Source organism: Sulfurimonas sp. HSL-3221 (genome assembly GCF_021044585.1).
GTDB lineage: Bacteria > Campylobacterota > Campylobacteria > Campylobacterales > Sulfurimonadaceae > Thiomicrolovo > Thiomicrolovo sulfuroxydans.
Window position 1 is genome coordinate 409878 of sequence record NZ_CP087998.1, and the last position, 16213, is coordinate 426090.

General features: G+C 57.0%; 10 protein-coding genes. 6 read left to right on the plus strand and 4 right to left on the minus strand.

Features of this window, described 5'->3' with window-relative positions:
* Positions 1-10: 10 nt before the first annotated feature.
* The 5 genes from rpoB to fusA all read left to right on the plus strand — a co-directional run bounded on the left by rpoB (position 11) and on the right by fusA (position 11949).
* Entirely contained in the window at positions 11-4183 is a 4173-nt protein-coding gene (gene rpoB, locus LOH54_RS02100; protein ID WP_231020121.1) for a DNA-directed RNA polymerase subunit beta, read from the plus strand.
* Positions 4161-8669, plus strand: coding sequence for a DNA-directed RNA polymerase subunit beta' (gene rpoC / locus LOH54_RS02105; protein ID WP_231020123.1), 4509 nt, complete (start codon positions 4161-4163; stop codon positions 8667-8669). The genes rpoB and rpoC overlap by 23 nt, the downstream gene beginning before the upstream one ends.
* 148 nt (positions 8670-8817) lie before the next feature.
* Positions 8818-9192 carry a 30S ribosomal protein S12 gene (gene rpsL, locus LOH54_RS02110; RefSeq protein WP_231020125.1) on the plus strand — a complete coding sequence of 125 codons (375 nt, stop codon included), beginning with the start codon at positions 8818-8820 and terminating at the stop codon, positions 9190-9192.
* Positions 9193-9306: 114 nt separating this feature from the next.
* On the plus strand, positions 9307-9774 hold the full coding sequence (rpsG, locus tag LOH54_RS02115; RefSeq protein ID WP_231020127.1) for a 30S ribosomal protein S7: 468 nt from the start codon (positions 9307-9309) through the stop codon (positions 9772-9774).
* 84 nt (positions 9775-9858) lie between these two features.
* A complete protein-coding gene (gene fusA / locus LOH54_RS02120) occupies positions 9859-11949 on the plus strand; it encodes an elongation factor G (protein WP_231020129.1) in 2091 nt (696 codons plus the stop codon).
* A 17-nt stretch (positions 11950-11966) separates the two neighbouring features.
* Here fusA and LOH54_RS02125 read toward each other — a convergent pair whose 3' ends face one another.
* The 4 genes from LOH54_RS02125 to prfB are packed head-to-tail and all read right to left on the minus strand — an operon-like array spanning position 11967 to position 15164.
* A complete protein-coding gene (locus LOH54_RS02125) occupies positions 11967-12713 on the minus strand; it encodes a DUF3108 domain-containing protein (RefSeq protein ID WP_231020130.1) in 747 nt (248 codons plus the stop codon).
* Positions 12714-12722: 9 nt separating this feature from the next.
* A complete protein-coding gene (locus LOH54_RS02130) occupies positions 12723-13466 on the minus strand; it encodes an arginyltransferase (protein WP_231020132.1) in 744 nt (247 codons plus the stop codon).
* Entirely contained in the window at positions 13463-14065 is a 603-nt protein-coding gene (locus tag LOH54_RS02135; protein ID WP_231020134.1) for a hypothetical protein, read from the minus strand. Before LOH54_RS02135 ends, LOH54_RS02130 begins: the two co-directional genes overlap by 4 nt.
* A 1-nt stretch (position 14066) precedes the next feature.
* A complete protein-coding gene (gene prfB, locus LOH54_RS02140) occupies positions 14067-15164 on the minus strand; it encodes a peptide chain release factor 2 (protein WP_231020135.1) in 1098 nt (365 codons plus the stop codon).
* A 61-nt stretch (positions 15165-15225) separates the two neighbouring features.
* Here prfB and panC point away from each other — a divergent pair, with 61 nt between their 5' ends.
* Positions 15226-16047 carry a pantoate--beta-alanine ligase gene (panC, locus tag LOH54_RS02145; protein WP_231020137.1) on the plus strand — a complete coding sequence of 274 codons (822 nt, stop codon included), beginning with the start codon at positions 15226-15228 and terminating at the stop codon, positions 16045-16047.
* Positions 16048-16213 lie beyond the last annotated feature (166 nt).

Genomic DNA, 16213 nt, shown 5'->3' on the forward strand with positions numbered 1-16213 from the left:
GGTAGCCTATATGTTAAACACACTCTACTCCGGAAACCGCTTACGTGTTGACTTCGCTAAAACCCCGCAACAGATCGATGTTCCTAACCTCCTTCAACTGCAGCTGAGCTCTTACGAAAATTTTTTGATGATGGATCAGAAGGATCGCGCCGAGAGCGGCCTGGAACGTGTATTCCAGTCTGTCTTCCCGATCCATGATGCCCAGAACCGCATTACGCTTGAGTACATGGGTTCTGAAATCGGTACGCCGAAATACACCGTACGCGAATGTATGGAACGTGGACTCACCTACTCCGTCTCCCTGCGCATGAAGACCCGCCTGGTCCTCTGGGAACGCGATGAGAACACGAAAGAGAAAAAAGGTGTCAGCGAGATCAAAGAACAGTCGATCTTTATCCGCGACATTCCGCTGATGACGGACCGTACCTCCTTCGTCATTAACGGTGTCGAACGCGTTGTCGTCAACCAGCTCCACCGTTCCCCGGGCGTTATCTTCAAAGAAGAGGAAGCGACGACGGCCGGTAACAAACTGATCTATACCGGTCAGATCATCCCGGACCGGGGTTCGTGGCTCTATTTCGAGTACGACCCGAAAGACATCCTCTACATGCGCATCAACAAGCGCCGTAAAGTGCCTGTCACGATTATGTTCCGTGCCCTGGGGTACAGCAAACAGGATATCCTGAAGCTCTTCTACCCGCTTCAGACGATCGAGATTGTCGACAACGCCTTCCTGATGCCGTTTGAGCCGGAACAGTTCGACGGACGCCTGGAGTTCGACCTCCGCGACGAATCCGGCGAAGTCCTCGTCGCGGCCGGCAAACGCCTCTCTGCGAAAAAAGCGCAGAAGATGGTCGAAACCGGCACGACGCGTGTCCAGTACCCGGTCGAAGTGCTCTGCGAACGCCACCTGGCCGAGCCGATCATCAACCCGGAAACGGGCGAAGTCCTTTTCGACACGATGACTTCCATCGACGAGATGAAGCTCAAGAAGATCGCGGAAGCGGGCATTGGCTCCTTCGTCATCGCGAACGACCTGGCCTCCGGCGTCGACAGCTCCATCATCAACGCGTTCCTGGCGGATGCGGACTCGCTGAAACTGCTCAAGCAGACTGAAGAGCTCGAAGACGAGAATGACCTGGCCGCGATCCGTATCTACAAGGTAATGCGCCCGGGCGAACCGGTCACGAAAGAGGCGGCGAAAGCCTTCGTCAACCAGCTCTTCTTTGACCCGGAACGTTACGACCTGACCCGCGTCGGCCGTATGAAGATGAACCACAAACTTGGCCAGGAGATCCCGGAGTACGTCACCGTGCTCACCAACGAGGATATCATCAACACGGTCAAGTACGTCATCAAAGTCAAGAACGGCAAGGGCCACATCGATGACCGCGACCACCTCGGTAACCGCCGTATCCGCTCCATCGGTGAGCTCCTCGGCAACGAGCTGCACAACGGTCTTATCAAGATGCAGAAGGCGATCAAGGACAAGCTCTCCACGATGAGCGGACCGATGGCCGAACTGATGCCGCACGACCTGATCAACTCCAAGATGATCACTTCGACAATTATGGAGTTCTTCTCCGGCGGTCAGCTGAGCCAGTTCATGGACCAGACGAACCCGCTGTCAGAAGTAACGCACAAGCGCCGTCTCTCCGCGCTGGGTGAAGGTGGTCTCGTCAAGGAGCGTGCGGGCTTCGAAGTCCGTGACGTTCACCCGACGCACTACGGCCGTATCTGTCCGATCGAGACCCCGGAGGGTCAGAACATCGGTCTTATCAACACCCTCGCAACGTACGCCAAGGTCAACGAGCACGGCTTTATCGAAGCGCCGTACAACGTTGTCAAAGACGGTATCGTCCAGTACGGTGACGAGAACGTCATCTACCTGACGGCGACCCAGGAAGAGGGGATGACCATCGCCGCGGCATCGAACAAGGTTGATGCAAACGGCCAGTTCGCCGAAGAGCTCATCGAGCTTCGCAAAGACGGTGAAATCATTCTCGGTTCGCCGAAAGATGCAGAGTACATGGACCTCTCGTCCCACATGGTCGTCGGTGTCGCCGCATCACTGATTCCGTTCCTGGAACACGACGACGCGAACCGCGCCCTCATGGGATCGAACATGCAGCGCCAGGCCGTACCGCTCCTCAAGCCCTCCGCACCGATGGTCGGAACGGGTATCGAGAAGCTTGTCGCCCGCGATGCGTGGGAGAGCGTCAAGGCGAAGCGTGCCGGTGTCGTCGAGAAGATCGACGCCCGCCACATCTACGTCATCAGCAAGGACGAAGAGGGTGCGGTCATCGACTACTACCCGCTGCAGAAGAACCTGCGTACCAACCAGAATACGACCTTCGGCCAGAAGCCGATCGTCAAGGTCGGCGAGCACGTCGAAGCAGGCCAGGTTATTGCCGACGGTCCGAACATGGATCAGGGTGAACTTGCCCTCGGCCAGAATGCCCTCGTCGCATTCATGCCGTGGAACGGTTACAACTTCGAGGATGCTATCGTCATCTCCGAGAAACTGATCCGCGAAGATGCGTATACCTCCGTCCACATCTATGAAAAAGAGGCGGAAGCGCGCGAACTGAAGCACGGTGTCGAAGAGATCACCCGCGACATCCCTAATGTCCGTGACGAGGACCTCGCGCACCTGGACGAAAGCGGTATCGTCAAGATCGGTACTTATGTCAACGGCGGCATGATCCTCGTCGGTAAGGTCTCTCCGAAGGGCGAAGTGAAGCCGACGCCGGAAGAGCGCCTCCTGCGGGCCATCTTCGGTGAAAAAGCGGGCCATGTTGTCAACAAGTCGCTCTACTGCCCGCCGAGCATGGAAGGTGTCGTCGTCGACGTCAAGGTCTTTACGAAAAAAGGCTATGACAAAGATCCGCGTACCCTCGAGATGGAAAAAGCGGAGCGCGACGAGCTCGAGCGCGAGCACTACGACCGCCTGCTCATGATCGACAAAGAGGAGATGATGCGTGTCGTCTCCCTGCTGACGAAGTCGCCGCTGGAAAGCGATGTAACGGCGAACGGTACATCTTACAGCGCCGGTGACCTGATCAAGGCGGAAGACCTTGAGAACGTCAACCGCTTCGCGATGAACAACATCGTTAAAGCGTACAGCGAAGAGGTCCAGGCGAAGTACAATAAGACGAAGAACCACTTCCAGAAAGAGAAGAAGAAGTTCCGCGACGAGCACGAAGAGAAGCTGACGATCCTTGAAAAAGACGACATCCTCCCCAACGGCGTCGTCAAGTACGTCAAGGTCTACATCGCGACGAAGCGCAAGCTGAAAGTCGGGGACAAGATGGCCGGTCGTCACGGGAACAAGGGTATCGTCTCCACGATCGTCCCGGAAGTCGACATGCCGTATATGGCCAATGGCCGTTCCGTCGACGTCTGTTTGAACCCGCTGGGGGTTCCGTCGCGTATGAACATCGGTCAGATCCTTGAGATGCACCTTGGGATGGTCGGGCGTGAACTCGGCTACCAGCTCCAGGAACAGTTCGAACAGGAGCAATCAAACCTGATCGCTACCCTGCGCGGTAAACTCTCCGAGATTGCAAGCGCAGCTCGCCTGATGAAACTCGAGGATGCCGTTGCCAAGATGAGCGACGACGAAATCCTGAAATTCGGCCGTGACTGGGCGAAGGGCGGGGTCCGCTTCGCGACACCTATTTTCGAAGGGGTCAACGCCGAAGAGTTCGAGAACCTCTTCGCGATGGCGAAGATGGATAAAGACGGTAAAACCGTCCTGTTCGACGGTAAGACCGGCGAGCAGCTCAAAGAGCGTGTCAACGTCGGTTACATGTACGTCATCAAACTGCACCACCTGGTCGATGAGAAGGTCCACGCCCGTTCCACGGGGCCGTACTCTCTCGTTACCCAGCAGCCGGTCGGCGGTAAGGCCCTCTTCGGTGGTCAGCGCTTCGGGGAGATGGAAGTATGGGCTCTCGAGGCCTACGGTGCTTCCGCGGTCCTCAAAGAGATGCTGACGATCAAGTCCGATGACGTCGACGGTCGTGTCGCGGCGTACAAAGCATTGACAAAAGGTGAAAGCGTGCCGGAATCCGGTATTCCTGAAACGCTGTTCGTACTGACAAAAGAGCTGCAATCCCTTGCGCTTGATGTAGAGATTTTTGACGAGGTGGAAGACGATGAGCAAATTAGTGCCGATTGAAGTAACGGAAGAGAATCGCCCGAAGGACATTAAACAGCTGCAGTTCCGCCTGGCGAGCCCGGAGAAGATCCTCTCCTGGAGCCACGGCGAAGTCAAAAAGCCGGAGACAATCAACTACCGCACCCTGAAACCGGAGCGCGACGGCCTTTTCTGTGCCAAGATCTTCGGTCCGGTCCGCGATTACGAGTGTCTCTGCGGCAAATACAAGAAGATGCGCTACAAGGGTGTCGTCTGTGAGAAGTGTGGCGTTGAAGTCACGACTTCCAAAGTCCGCCGTACCCGCATGGGTCACATCGACCTGGTCACGCCGGTAGCGCACATCTGGTACGTCAGCTCCCTGCCGAGCCGTATCGGTACCCTCCTCGGTGTCAAGATGAAAGACCTCGAGCGCGTACTCTACTACGAAGCGTACATCGTCAAAAGCGGCGGCGAAGCGTTCTATGATGCGGAACAGAGCGCCCCGGTTCTGAAGTACGACGTCCTCAACGAAGAGCAGTACCGTACCCTGTACCAGCGCTACAGCGAGAGCGGTTTCGTTGCCCAGATGGGTGGCGAGGTTATCCGTGACCTGCTCGACGACATCGACCTCGTCGAGCTCTTCTCCGTCCTCAAAGAGGAGATGGAGGGGACCCGTTCCGAAGCGAAGCGCAAAACGATCGTCAAGCGTCTGAAGGTCATCGAATCCTTCCTGAATTCCGGGAACAACCCGGCATGGATGATGCTCTCGGTTCTGCCGGTTCTGCCGCCGGATCTGCGTCCGCTGGTTTCTCTGGACGGGGGCAAGTTCGCCGTCTCCGACGTCAACGACCTCTACCGCCGTGTTATCAACCGTAACCAGCGTCTGAAGCGTCTGATCGAGCTCGAAGCGCCGGAGATTATCGTGCGCAACGAGAAGCGTATGCTTCAGGAATCCGTTGACGCCCTCTTCGACAACGGCCGCCGTGCCAATGCCGTCAAGGGTGCGAACAAGCGTCCGCTGAAATCCCTCTCCGAGGTCATCAAAGGTAAACAGGGACGTTTCCGTCAGAACCTTCTCGGTAAGCGTGTCGACTTCTCCGGCCGTTCCGTCATCGTCGTCGGTCCGGACCTCAAGATGGACCAGTGCGGTCTGCCGAAAAAGATGGCCCTTGAGCTCTTCAAGCCGCACCTGATCGCGAAGCTCGAAGACAAGGGTTACGCGACAACGGTCAAAGCGGCCAAGAAGATGATCGAAGACCAGACCAACGAAGTCTGGGAGTGTCTTTCAGAGATCGTCGAAGGCTATCCGATCATGCTCAACCGTGCGCCGACGCTGCACAAACTCTCGATTCAGGCCTTCCACCCGCGCCTGATCGACGGTAAAGCGATCCAGCTGCACCCGCTCGTCTGTGCGGCCTTCAACGCCGACTTCGACGGTGACCAGATGGCGGTCCACGTGCCGCTCTCCGCCGAGGCGATTGCGGAAGCGAAAGTGCTGATGCTCTCATCCATGAACATTCTGCTTCCGGCCTCCGGTAAAGCGATCGCGACACCGTCGCAGGATATGGTCCTCGGGATCTACTATATCTCCCTGGAGAAGAATGGCGTCGTCGGTTCGAACAAACTCTTCGCCAATGTTGACGAGATCCGTATCGCGCTGGAGCAGGGTGCGCTTGATCTGCACGCCCGCATCCGTACCCGTGTCGACGGACGCATGATCACGACGACGGTCGGCCGCCTTCTTATCAAGGAGATCCTGCCTGACTTCGTCCCGGTCGATCTGTGGAACCGCGTCATGAAGAAAAAGGCGATCAACGCCCTGGTCGACTACGTCCAGAAACACGGTGGCATCGCTGTTACGGCGGGCTTCCTTGACCGTCTGAAGAACCTCGGTTTCAAACATGCGACGGAAGCGGGTGTCTCCATCTCCGTTGACGACGTTATCGTCCCGGAAGAGAAGCCGGAACTGATCGCGCAGTCCAAGGCGAAGGTCAAAGAGATCCAGAAGCAGTACGAAGCGGGTCTTCTGACCGAGCAGGAGCGCTACAACAAGATCATCGACGTCTGGACCGACGTTAACAATACGCTTGCGGGCGATATGATGCATCTGATCGAGAACGACAAAGCCGGGTTCAACTCCATCTACATGATGGCCGACTCCGGGGCGCGGGGTTCTGCAGCCCAGATCCGTCAGCTCGCCGGTATGCGGGGTCTGATGGCGAAGCCGGACGGCTCGATCATCGAAACGCCGATTATCTCGAACTTTAAAGAGGGTCTGAACGTCCTCGAGTACTTTATTTCGACCCACGGTGCCCGTAAAGGTCTCGCGGATACCGCGCTTAAGACCGCGAATGCCGGTTACCTGACGCGTAAACTCGTCGACGTCGCGCAGAACGTGAAGATCGTCGAGGATGACTGTGGTTCCCACGAGGGGATCGAGATCACGGATATCTCCATCGGTAACGAAATGATCGAACCGCTCGAAGACCGTATCTACGGCCGCGTACTCGCGGAAGACGCGATCGACCCGATCACCAACGAGATCCTCTACCCCGAGGGCGAGCTGATCGACGAGATCAAGGCGAGCAAGATCGTCGAAGCGGGCATCAAGTCGGTACATATCCGCACACCGGCGACCTGTAAGTCCGAAGGCGGCGTCTGTGCGCTCTGTTACGGTAAAAACCTCGGAACGGGCGAACTGGTCCGCAAAGGGGAAGCCGTCGGTATTATCGCGGCGCAGTCGATCGGGGAACCGGGTACGCAGCTGACCCTGCGTACCTTCCACGTCGGTGGTACGGCGTCCAGTACCCGTGAAGAGCGCCAGGTCACGGCAACGAAGAAAGGTTTCATCCGTTACTACAACCTGAAAACCTATAAGAACCAGGAAGGCAAGAACATCGTTGCCAACCGCCGTAATGCGGGTGTGCTCCTGGTCGAGCCGAAGATCAAGGCACCGTTCGACGGTACGATCGACATTCAGTCGATCCACGACGAGGTCCTTATCAGCGTCAGCAACGGGGACCAGACCCAGCGCTATACCCTGCGTAAGACCGAGGTCGCCCGTCCGAACGAACTGGCCGGCGTCAGCGGTAAGATCGAAGGGAAGTTCTACCTGCCGTACGAAAGCGGCGCGACGGTAACGGCACACGAATCGATCGTAGAAACAATCCGCGACGGCTGGAACGTTCCGAACCGTATCCCGTACGCCTCCGAGCTTCTCGTCGATGACGGTGCACCGGTCACACAGCGCGTCGAAGCGGGTGCGAAGGGTACGGTCAAGTTCTTCCTCCTCAAAGGGGATTACCTTGAGCGCTACGATGCGATCAGCAAGGGGTACGAAGTCACGGAGAAGGGGCTCTTCGCCGTGGTCGTCGATGCCGACGACCGTGAAGCGAACCGCCACTACATCGCCCGCGGCTCCATCGTCGATATCGAGGACGATGCGGCGGCAGAGGCCTCAACGGTCATCGCACACGCAGCGACGACGGAATCCCTCGTCATCGCCGAGTGGGACCCGTACTCCAACCCGATCATCTCCGAAGCGGCCGGTACGGTCAAGTTCGAAGATATCATTCCGGGTGTGACGGCCTCCGAGCAGTTCGATGAACTGACGGGCAAAACGCGTCTGATGATCAACGAATACATCGCGCCGGAATACAAGCCTGCGATCGTGCTGGCAACGGAAACCGGCGAGATCATCCGCTACGCGGTTGAACCGAAGACGGCGGTCTTCGCCCAGGACGGTGCGGAGGTCAACGTCGCCGACATCCTGGCGAAGACACCGAAAGCGCTCCAGAAGTCCCGGGACATTACCGGGGGTCTTCCGCGGGTTTCCGAGCTCTTCGAAGCGCGTAAACCGAAAGATGTCGCCCTCATCGCCGAGATCGACGGTGTTGTCAGCTTCGGCAAGCCGCTGCGCGGCAAGGAACGTATCATCATTACCGGTGAAAACGGCATCATGAAAGAGTACTTTGTCGACAAGAACCAAAACGCCCTGGTCCACCCGGGCGAATTCGTTCACGCCGGCGAACGTCTCTCCGACGGTATGGTCTCGAGCCACGAGATCCTGCGCATCCTCGGTGTCAAAGCGCTGTACAACTACCTGGTCAGTGAAGTCCAGCAGGTCTACCGCCGCCAGGGGGTTAACATCGCGGACAAACACATCGAGGTCATCTTTACCCAGATGATCCGCCAGGTCAAGATCGTCAAGTCCGGCGATACGAAGTTCATTCAGGGCGACCTCGTCTCGAAGAACCGTTTCAAAGAGGAGAACGAGAAGATCCTGCGCCTGGGCGGCGAGCCGGCGATCGCCGAGCCGTTCCTGGTCGGTATCACCCGTGCCTCTGTCAGTGCGGACTCGATCATCTCCGCGGCGTCCTTCCAGGATACGACCAAGGTCCTGACCGAAGCGGCGGTCTCCGCGAAGATCGACGACCTGACCGATATGAAAGAGAACGTCATCATCGGTCGTACGATCCCGGCCGGTACCGGTATGTACAAAGAGTTCACGATCGACTTCGACGCGTAAGCATCTCTCTCGCGGGGCTGCCCCGCACCCTCACTCCCCTTTCTCTTAAGATAAGCTAAAATTCAACTAAACTTTAGTATTATTTCGCGTTCAATACTCTCTCGTGAGAAGTATCTACTGGAACATTTTAAATTATGAAAGGATTCAAATGCCTACAATCAATCAGTTGATTCGTAAAGAGCGCAAGGCTGCGATCAAGAAATCCAAGTCTCCTGCACTCGTAAACTGCCCGCAGCGCCGCGGCGTCTGTACGCGCGTTTACACGACAACACCGAAGAAACCGAACTCGGCGCTTCGTAAAGTCGCAAAAGTCCGCCTGACATCAGGATTCGAGGTTATCTCTTACATCGGTGGTGAAGGTCACAACCTGCAAGAGCACTCTATCGTTCTCGTACGCGGCGGTCGTGTCAAAGACCTTCCGGGTGTTAAGTATCACATCGTTCGCGGTGCGCTCGATACTGCCGGTGTTGCCAACCGTACGGTTGCACGTTCTAAATACGGTACGAAACGTCCGAAGAAATAAGAACGTCCCTATAGTCAAGCATTGAGTATCGGGGGATTGCCCTGAGAAGATGTGAATACAAAGCGAGAGCTTTGAGTAAATTTTGAAAAAAATTGAAGCAAATAAGGAAATACAATGCGTAGAAGAAGAGCGCCCGTCCGTGAGATTATGCCTGACCCGGTTCACGGCAGCAAAGTCCTGACGAAGTTCATCAATAAAATCATGCTCGACGGTAAGAAGAGCACCGCTGAGAAGATTATGTACAGCGCGCTGGATATCATCAGTGCCCGCGGCGAAAAGCCGGGTATCGAAATCTTCAACGAAGCGATCGACAACATCAAGCCGGTCCTGGAAGTCAAGAGCCGCCGCGTCGGTGGGGCAACCTATCAGGTTCCAGTAGAAGTACGCCCTGTCCGCCAACTCTCCCTGGCGATCCGCTGGCTTGTCGATGCTGCCCGTAAACGCAATGAGCGTACGATGGCAGAACGCCTGGCGAACGAACTGATGGATGCAGCGTCCGATAAAGGTTCTGCATTCAAGAAGAAAGAAGATACCTACAAGATGGCAGAAGCGAACAAAGCGTTCGCCCACTATCGCTGGTAATCGTTATGCAACCCTTCCGTGCTACTATCGCGTCTCGCTTTAGGGCACGGTCCCCTCTAACTACTATATCTAAGGCTAATAACAATGGCAAGATCTCATAAACTCGAAGATGTAAGAAATATCGGTATCGCCGCGCACATCGATGCGGGTAAGACGACGACGACCGAACGTATCCTCTTCTATACCGGTGTTGAGCACAAGATCGGTGAGGTACACGACGGTGCGGCGACGATGGACTGGATGGAGCAGGAGCAGGAGCGCGGTATTACGATTACTTCCGCAGCGACAACTTGTACCTGGGACGGTAAACAGATCAACATTATCGACACCCCGGGCCACGTCGACTTCACCATCGAAGTTGAGCGTTCCATGCGTGTTCTTGATGGTGCGGTTTCCGTATTCTGTGCCGTCGGTGGTGTTCAGCCGCAGTCTGAGACTGTATGGCGCCAGCGTAACCGCTACGGTGTACCGTCTATCGTTTTCGTCAACAAGATGGACCGTATCGGCGCGGACTTCTACGAAGTCGAAAACCAGATCCGCGACCGCCTCAAAGGTAACCCGGTTCCGATCCAGCTGCCGATCGGTGCGGAAGACAACTTTGAAGGTATCGTCGACCTCGTCAAGATGAAAGAGATCGTCTGGGATGCCGACGCGGCAATGGGTTCTGCTTACCATGAGCAGGAGATCCGTGCTGAACTCCAGGACAAAGCGGACGAGTACCGCGAAAAGATGATCGAAGAGATCTCCTCTGTCGACGGCAACGAAGAGCTGATGGAGAAATTCCTCGAAGGCGAAGAGATCTCCAACGACGAGATCATCGCAGCGATCAAACGTGCAACGATCGCAATGCACATCGTTCCGATGACTGCCGGTACGGCATTCAAGAACAAAGGTGTTCAGACGCTGCTCGACGCGGTTGTCGCTTACCTGCCGGCGCCGACGGAAGTCGCGGCGATCAAGGGTACGATGATGGATGACGAAGAGAAAGAAGTCGCTGTCGAGTCTACGGACAACGGACCGTTCGCGGCCCTGGCGTTCAAGATCATGACCGACCCGTTCGTCGGCCAGCTGACATTTATCCGTGTCTACCGCGGTATCCTGGAGTCAGGTTCTTACGCGCACAACACGACGAAAGACAAGAAAGAGCGTGTCGGCCGTATCATGAAGATGCACGCCATCAAGCGCGAAGAGGTCAAAGAGATCTACGCGGGTGAAATCGGTGCGGTCGTCGGTCTGAAAGACACGACTACGGGTGATACCCTCGCGTCCGAGAAAGACAAGGTCGTTCTCGAGCGTATGGACTTCCCGGAGCCGGTTATCTCCGTTGCGGTTGAGCCGAAAACAAAAGCCGACCAGGAAAAAATGGGTATCGCACTGGGTAAACTGGCTGCGGAAGACCCTTCTTTCCGTGTCCACACCGACGAAGAGTCCGGCCAGACCATTATCTCCGGTATGGGTGAGCTTCACCTCGAGATCATCGTCGACCGTATGAAGCGCGAGTTCAAAGTCGAAGCCGAAGTCGGTGCGCCGCAGGTTGCTTACCGCGAATCGATCAAGAACGAAGTCAACCAGGAGTACAAGTACGCCAAGCAGTCAGGCGGTCGCGGTCAGTTCGGCCACGTCTACCTGCGCATCAAGCCGGGCGAGCCGGGTTCTGGTTACATCTTCCACAACGAGATCAAAGGTGGTGTTATTCCGAAAGAATTCATCCCTGCGGTTCAGAAGGGTTGTGAAGAAGCGATGCAGAACGGTATCCTTGCGGGTTACCCGATCGAAGACGTCGAAGTCGCTCTCTATGACGGTTCCTACCACGATGTCGACTCCTCTGAGATGGCGTTTAAACTTGCCGCTTCCATGGGCTTCAAAGAGGGTGCGCGCAAAGCGAACCCTGCAATCCTTGAACCGCTGATGAAGGTCGAGGTCGAAGTACCGGAAGAGTACATGGGTGACGTGATCGGTGACCTTAACCGCCGCCGCGGTCAGGTTAACAACATGGGCGACCGTGCTGGTAACAAGATCGTTGACGCCTTCGTACCGCTCTCCGAGATGTTCGGTTACTCTACGGACCTGCGTTCTTCTACGCAGGGACGTGCGACCTACTCTATGGAGTTCGACCACTACGAAGAAGTTCCGCGCAACGTCGCAGACGAGATCATCAAGAAGCGCAACGGCTAAGCCGTTGCTCCCGGAGCCTACGGGCTCTCTTTCAACCACTCCCGCTCTACTTTCAAATCACCAAACAGTAAAACATCCTGTAAGATAGCACTTTTAACGTAAAACGATTCGTCCGTTTCGATTGCCATCTCCCCGTGGGCACTTCGGAAAATATCCTGATCGAGCTGGACCCTGTAGTGGTATGGTAAGAGGGTGCGTTCGATATGCACTTTTCCCCCGCCTGCCCCCGCGGCATTGAAGGTCAGGGGCTGCTCCGGCACGAGCGTTGCGAGCTGCTGCCGGACATTGAAATAGAGGGTCAGCAGGTCGTTGTCGGCGCGATAGGGTTCGCGTAGGAAGGCGCGGTGCTCGGCGGGTCTTATTGTCGTGACATAGCGCATGGAGGCGGCGTCGAACCGGCGCAGGGTAACGCGCATTTTTTCGTGTTGGGAGCGGTAGATGCCGCCGGGCCCGAAACGGTAGAGCTGTTCGCGGCGGTAGTCGTCCATCGTCCGTAGGACGCGGTAGCGTTCGGGAACAAGGCGTCCCTCGGCGTCGATACGCCCCTCGCTCTGAAAAAATTCGCTGTGATGGTGCGCGAGCAGGGCGGCAACGCCTTGCAGCGTCGCGTTCGCTTCGATGCGGTAACGGCCCGCGTCTGTCTGGAGCCTCAGTGTGGCGCTCCCGACCTGCCCGATGACCCAGAATGAAATGGCATAGCGCGCTTCGATCGTTCCGGCGTACAGGCTGAATGCGGCGGCGGTGAACAGGGCGAGCATACGCATCATACGAGCCTAGGAGGGGAGGTCGGTCCAGATGTCGGTCTCTTCGTCGGCGGGGCGTCCCTGCAGCTGCAGAAGAGGGGTGTAGGCGCGTTTGTACATTAGGCTTTGGCACCCTTCGACATAGTAGCCGAGATAGATCCAGGGCAGGCCGCGCTCCTTGGCCATTTTGATCTGCTGCAGCAGGGAGTATTTTCCGAGGGAGCGGCCGGCGTACTCGGGATCATAGTAGAAGTAGATCGAGGAGATGCCGCTGGGAAGGATATCGATGAGATCGACGCCGATGAGGCGTTCCCGGTCGAAATAGAGCACCTCGTAGCCGAAGTCGTTGTAGCCGTGAACGAAAGAGCTGTAGTAGTTGCGGGGCGTGACGGGCTGCTCGTCCCATCCGCGGTGGTGGTGCATATAGTGGTGATAGTCGGTGAAGAGCTCGAGGTGTTTCCGGCTCATCCCGGGGCGGCGGATCATGACACTGAGGTCCTCGTTTTTTCGCAGGACCCGTTTTTCCGAGCGGCTGAACCGGTAGGACGCGACGTCTATCTTGATACTTTCGCAGGCGCTGCAGTCGCTGCAGATGGGCCGGAAGAACATCTCGCCGAATCGGCGCCAGCCCCGGCGAATGAGGTGATCGCAGTAGCTCGGAGAACAGTGGGCGATGATCTTGTAGTGCGTCGTCTGCCCTTGATCGGGGAGGTAGGCGCACTTCTCTTCGAGGGCGCACTCTTTGAGCAGCCGGTTCGCGCCCTGGGTTTTCATCGCTTCTGCTCGATCAGCTTCGTGGTGGTGTGTTCGAGGGTGTCGATGAGACGGTTCTCCTGTTCGGGGGAGAGTTTGCCGGAGGTGATGGAGTCGAGCATCTTCTCGGCCATCTTCATCTTCATCTCCTGCTCCTGGATCCGGAGCTTGTAGAGGAGCTCGTCCTCATGGATCTTGAGGCGCTCCTTGCGGTTCTTGCCGGTGTAGTAGAAGAGGAACCAGAAGAGCAGGAGCAGGGCGGCGCCGATCAGCCAGACAAAATAGGTCGCCTCTTCATGCTCTTTCTCGATGGCGATCTTCTTGGTCTGGGCCTCCTCCATCGCCACCTCTTTGGTGATGCCGGCCTTGGCAACGTCGGTCTCGGAAATGAGCTTCTGGACTTCGATGTCGCGCGCTTTGTTGATCAGGGCGATCTCTTTGTCGGCGTCGGCTTTGATCTTGGCCGTTTCGATCTTTTCGGAGCGTTCGCGCAGCTGTTGCGGGGTCGCGTAGGGGCCTTTGGGGTTCTGTCCCATCAGGTAGGGCTGCTGGCGGCTGTTGCTTTCACCGCAGCCCAAGAGCAGCAGCAGCGGAAACAGAGCGAGGATCAGCCCGCGCATGCTAGCCCCTGCTCTGCGTGATCAGTACCCCTTCGAGCATCTTGTCGATGTCGCCGTCGAGGATGCCCGTGACGTTGGAGTAGGCCTCGTTCGAACGGGTGTCCTTGACCTGCTGGTAGGGCTGCATGACGTAGGAGCGGATCTGGTGCCCCCAGCCGATCTCGCTCTTCTCGATCCCGGCTTCCTCCGCGCGTTTGAGTTCGAGTTCATACTCGTAGAGGCGGGATTTGAGCATCTTCATGGCCGTGGCCTTGTTCTTGTGCTGGCTCCGGTCGTTCTGGCACTGCACGACGATATTCGTCGGAATGTGGGTGATACGGATGGCCGATTCGGTCTTGTTGACGTGCTGGCCGCCGGCGCCGGAGGCGCGGTAGGTGTCGATACGGATATCCTTGTCCTCGATGACGATGTCGATGTCATCCTCGATCTCCGGGGAGACGAGCACCGAGGTAAAGGAGGTGTGGCGCTTGGCGTTGGAGTCGAAGGGGCTGATGCGCACGAGGCGGTGAATGCCGTTTTCGACTTTCAGGTAGCCGTAGGCGTTCTCGCCCTTGATGATGATGGAGGCGTCTTTGATCCCCGCCTCTTCGCCGCTTTGGTAGTCGAGGGTCTCGACGCTGAAGCCGCGCCGTTCCGCCCAGCGGGTATACATCCGCAGCAAAATGGAGGCCCAGTCCTGGGACTCGGTACCGCCCGCGCCCGGGTGGATGGAGACGATGGCGTTGTTGCCGTCGTTGGGACCGCTGAGCAGCACCTCAATTTCCATGGTGCGGACGTTCTCTTCCAGATCGGCGGCTTCGTCGAAGAGGGTCTGGACCGTCTCCTCGTCACCCTCCTCCTTGGCCATCTCGTAGAGGTCGGCGGCGTCGTCGAGGGCCCCGGCTGCGGTCTCGTATTTGGCGAGTTTGCGTTCCAGCTGGGTCTTCTCTTTCTGCACGACCGCGGCGTTGGCGGCGTCGTTCCAGAAGTCCTGGGAGTTTTCCAGCTCCGCGATCGCTTCCAGGCGGGTGTTGATGGCATCGGGCTGGACGACGCCCGTAATATTCTGCATCTTCGTTTTAAGGGTTTTCAGCAGTTCGCCGTATTCGTAATGGTCCAAAAATGTCTCTCCAAAAATAGATCAGATATAATGCCGATTATATTCAATAGAGGCTTAAAACATGGAGATTATCAAGAGCCCCAATGCCCTGAAAGCCGCGCTTAAAGCGACGCAGGGCAGTGTCGGCTTCGTTCCGACGATGGGGGCGCTTCACATCGGTCACAAGACGCTGATCCAGGCGGCCAGAGAGGCGAACGACATCGTCGTCGTCTCCATCTTCGTCAACCCGACGCAGTTCCTCGCCGGGGAGGACTTGGAGAGCTATCCGCGCCGCAAAGAGGCCGACGAAAAGATCTGCAGCCTGGCCGGGGTGGATTACCTCTTCTACCCCGATGTGTCTGACATGTACGGCGAGGACGAAGTGAGCCTCATCGCCCCGGATGTACGCGGCTACATTCTCGAAGGAACGTCGCGCCCGGGGCATTTTAGCGGGGTGCTGACGGTCGTCAACAAGCTGCTCAATATCGTCCGTCCCGACCGCGCCTATTTCGGCCGGAAAGATGCCCAGCAGCTGATGCTCATCCAGACGATGGTCAAGAACCTTTTTATGGACGTCGAGATCGTGCCGTGCCATACGGTACGCGACAGCGACGGGCTGGCACTGAGTTCGCGCAACGCCTACCTCTCCGCCGACGAACGCGGCGAAGCACTGAAGATCTCCCGCGCACTCACGAAGGCGTCGCATCTGGTCGGAAGGGGGGTCCTGGAAAGCGACCGCCTTTATGCGGAGATGCTGGCCGTCCTGGAACCGCTGGAAGTCGAACATGTGGCCATCGTCAACCGGGCGTTTATGCCGATAGACACCGTCGACGTCGGCAATACGATCATTCTTGTCGAGGCGGTTGTCGGGACGACGCGGCTTTTGGATAACGTCTGGATTTGAGTTAGGTTGTTCGTTCCCTTTCTTCTTTGCTCGCACAAAGAAGAAACCGAACCCGAAAGAAGAAAGTGCGAAAGGCTGCCGCTTTCGGGGCATGCCATCCCCCGGTGATCCGGCTGACACGCTAAGGACCGTTTCTGACTTGACAGAAGAAATGTAAGCTTACTAC

Bases quoted from the DNA above. Each gene is read 5' to 3' on its own strand.
- rpoB (WP_231020121.1), top strand. From the start codon at position 11: ATGTTAAACACACTCTACTCCGGAAACCGCTTACGTGTTGACTTCGCT.
- rpoC (WP_231020123.1), top strand. From the start codon at position 4,161: ATGAGCAAATTAGTGCCGATTGAAGTAACGGAAGAGAATCGCCCGAAG.
- rpsL (WP_231020125.1), top strand. From the start codon at position 8,818: ATGCCTACAATCAATCAGTTGATTCGTAAAGAGCGCAAGGCTGCGATC.
- rpsG (WP_231020127.1), top strand. From the start codon at position 9,307: ATGCGTAGAAGAAGAGCGCCCGTCCGTGAGATTATGCCTGACCCGGTT.
- fusA (WP_231020129.1), top strand. From the start codon at position 9,859: ATGGCAAGATCTCATAAACTCGAAGATGTAAGAAATATCGGTATCGCC.
- LOH54_RS02125 (WP_231020130.1), bottom strand. From the start codon at position 12,713: ATGCGTATGCTCGCCCTGTTCACCGCCGCCGCATTCAGCCTGTACGCC.
- LOH54_RS02130 (WP_231020132.1), bottom strand. From the start codon at position 13,466: ATGAAAACCCAGGGCGCGAACCGGCTGCTCAAAGAGTGCGCCCTCGAA.
- LOH54_RS02135 (WP_231020134.1), bottom strand. From the start codon at position 14,065: ATGCGCGGGCTGATCCTCGCTCTGTTTCCGCTGCTGCTGCTCTTGGGC.
- panC (WP_231020137.1), top strand. From the start codon at position 15,226: ATGGAGATTATCAAGAGCCCCAATGCCCTGAAAGCCGCGCTTAAAGCG.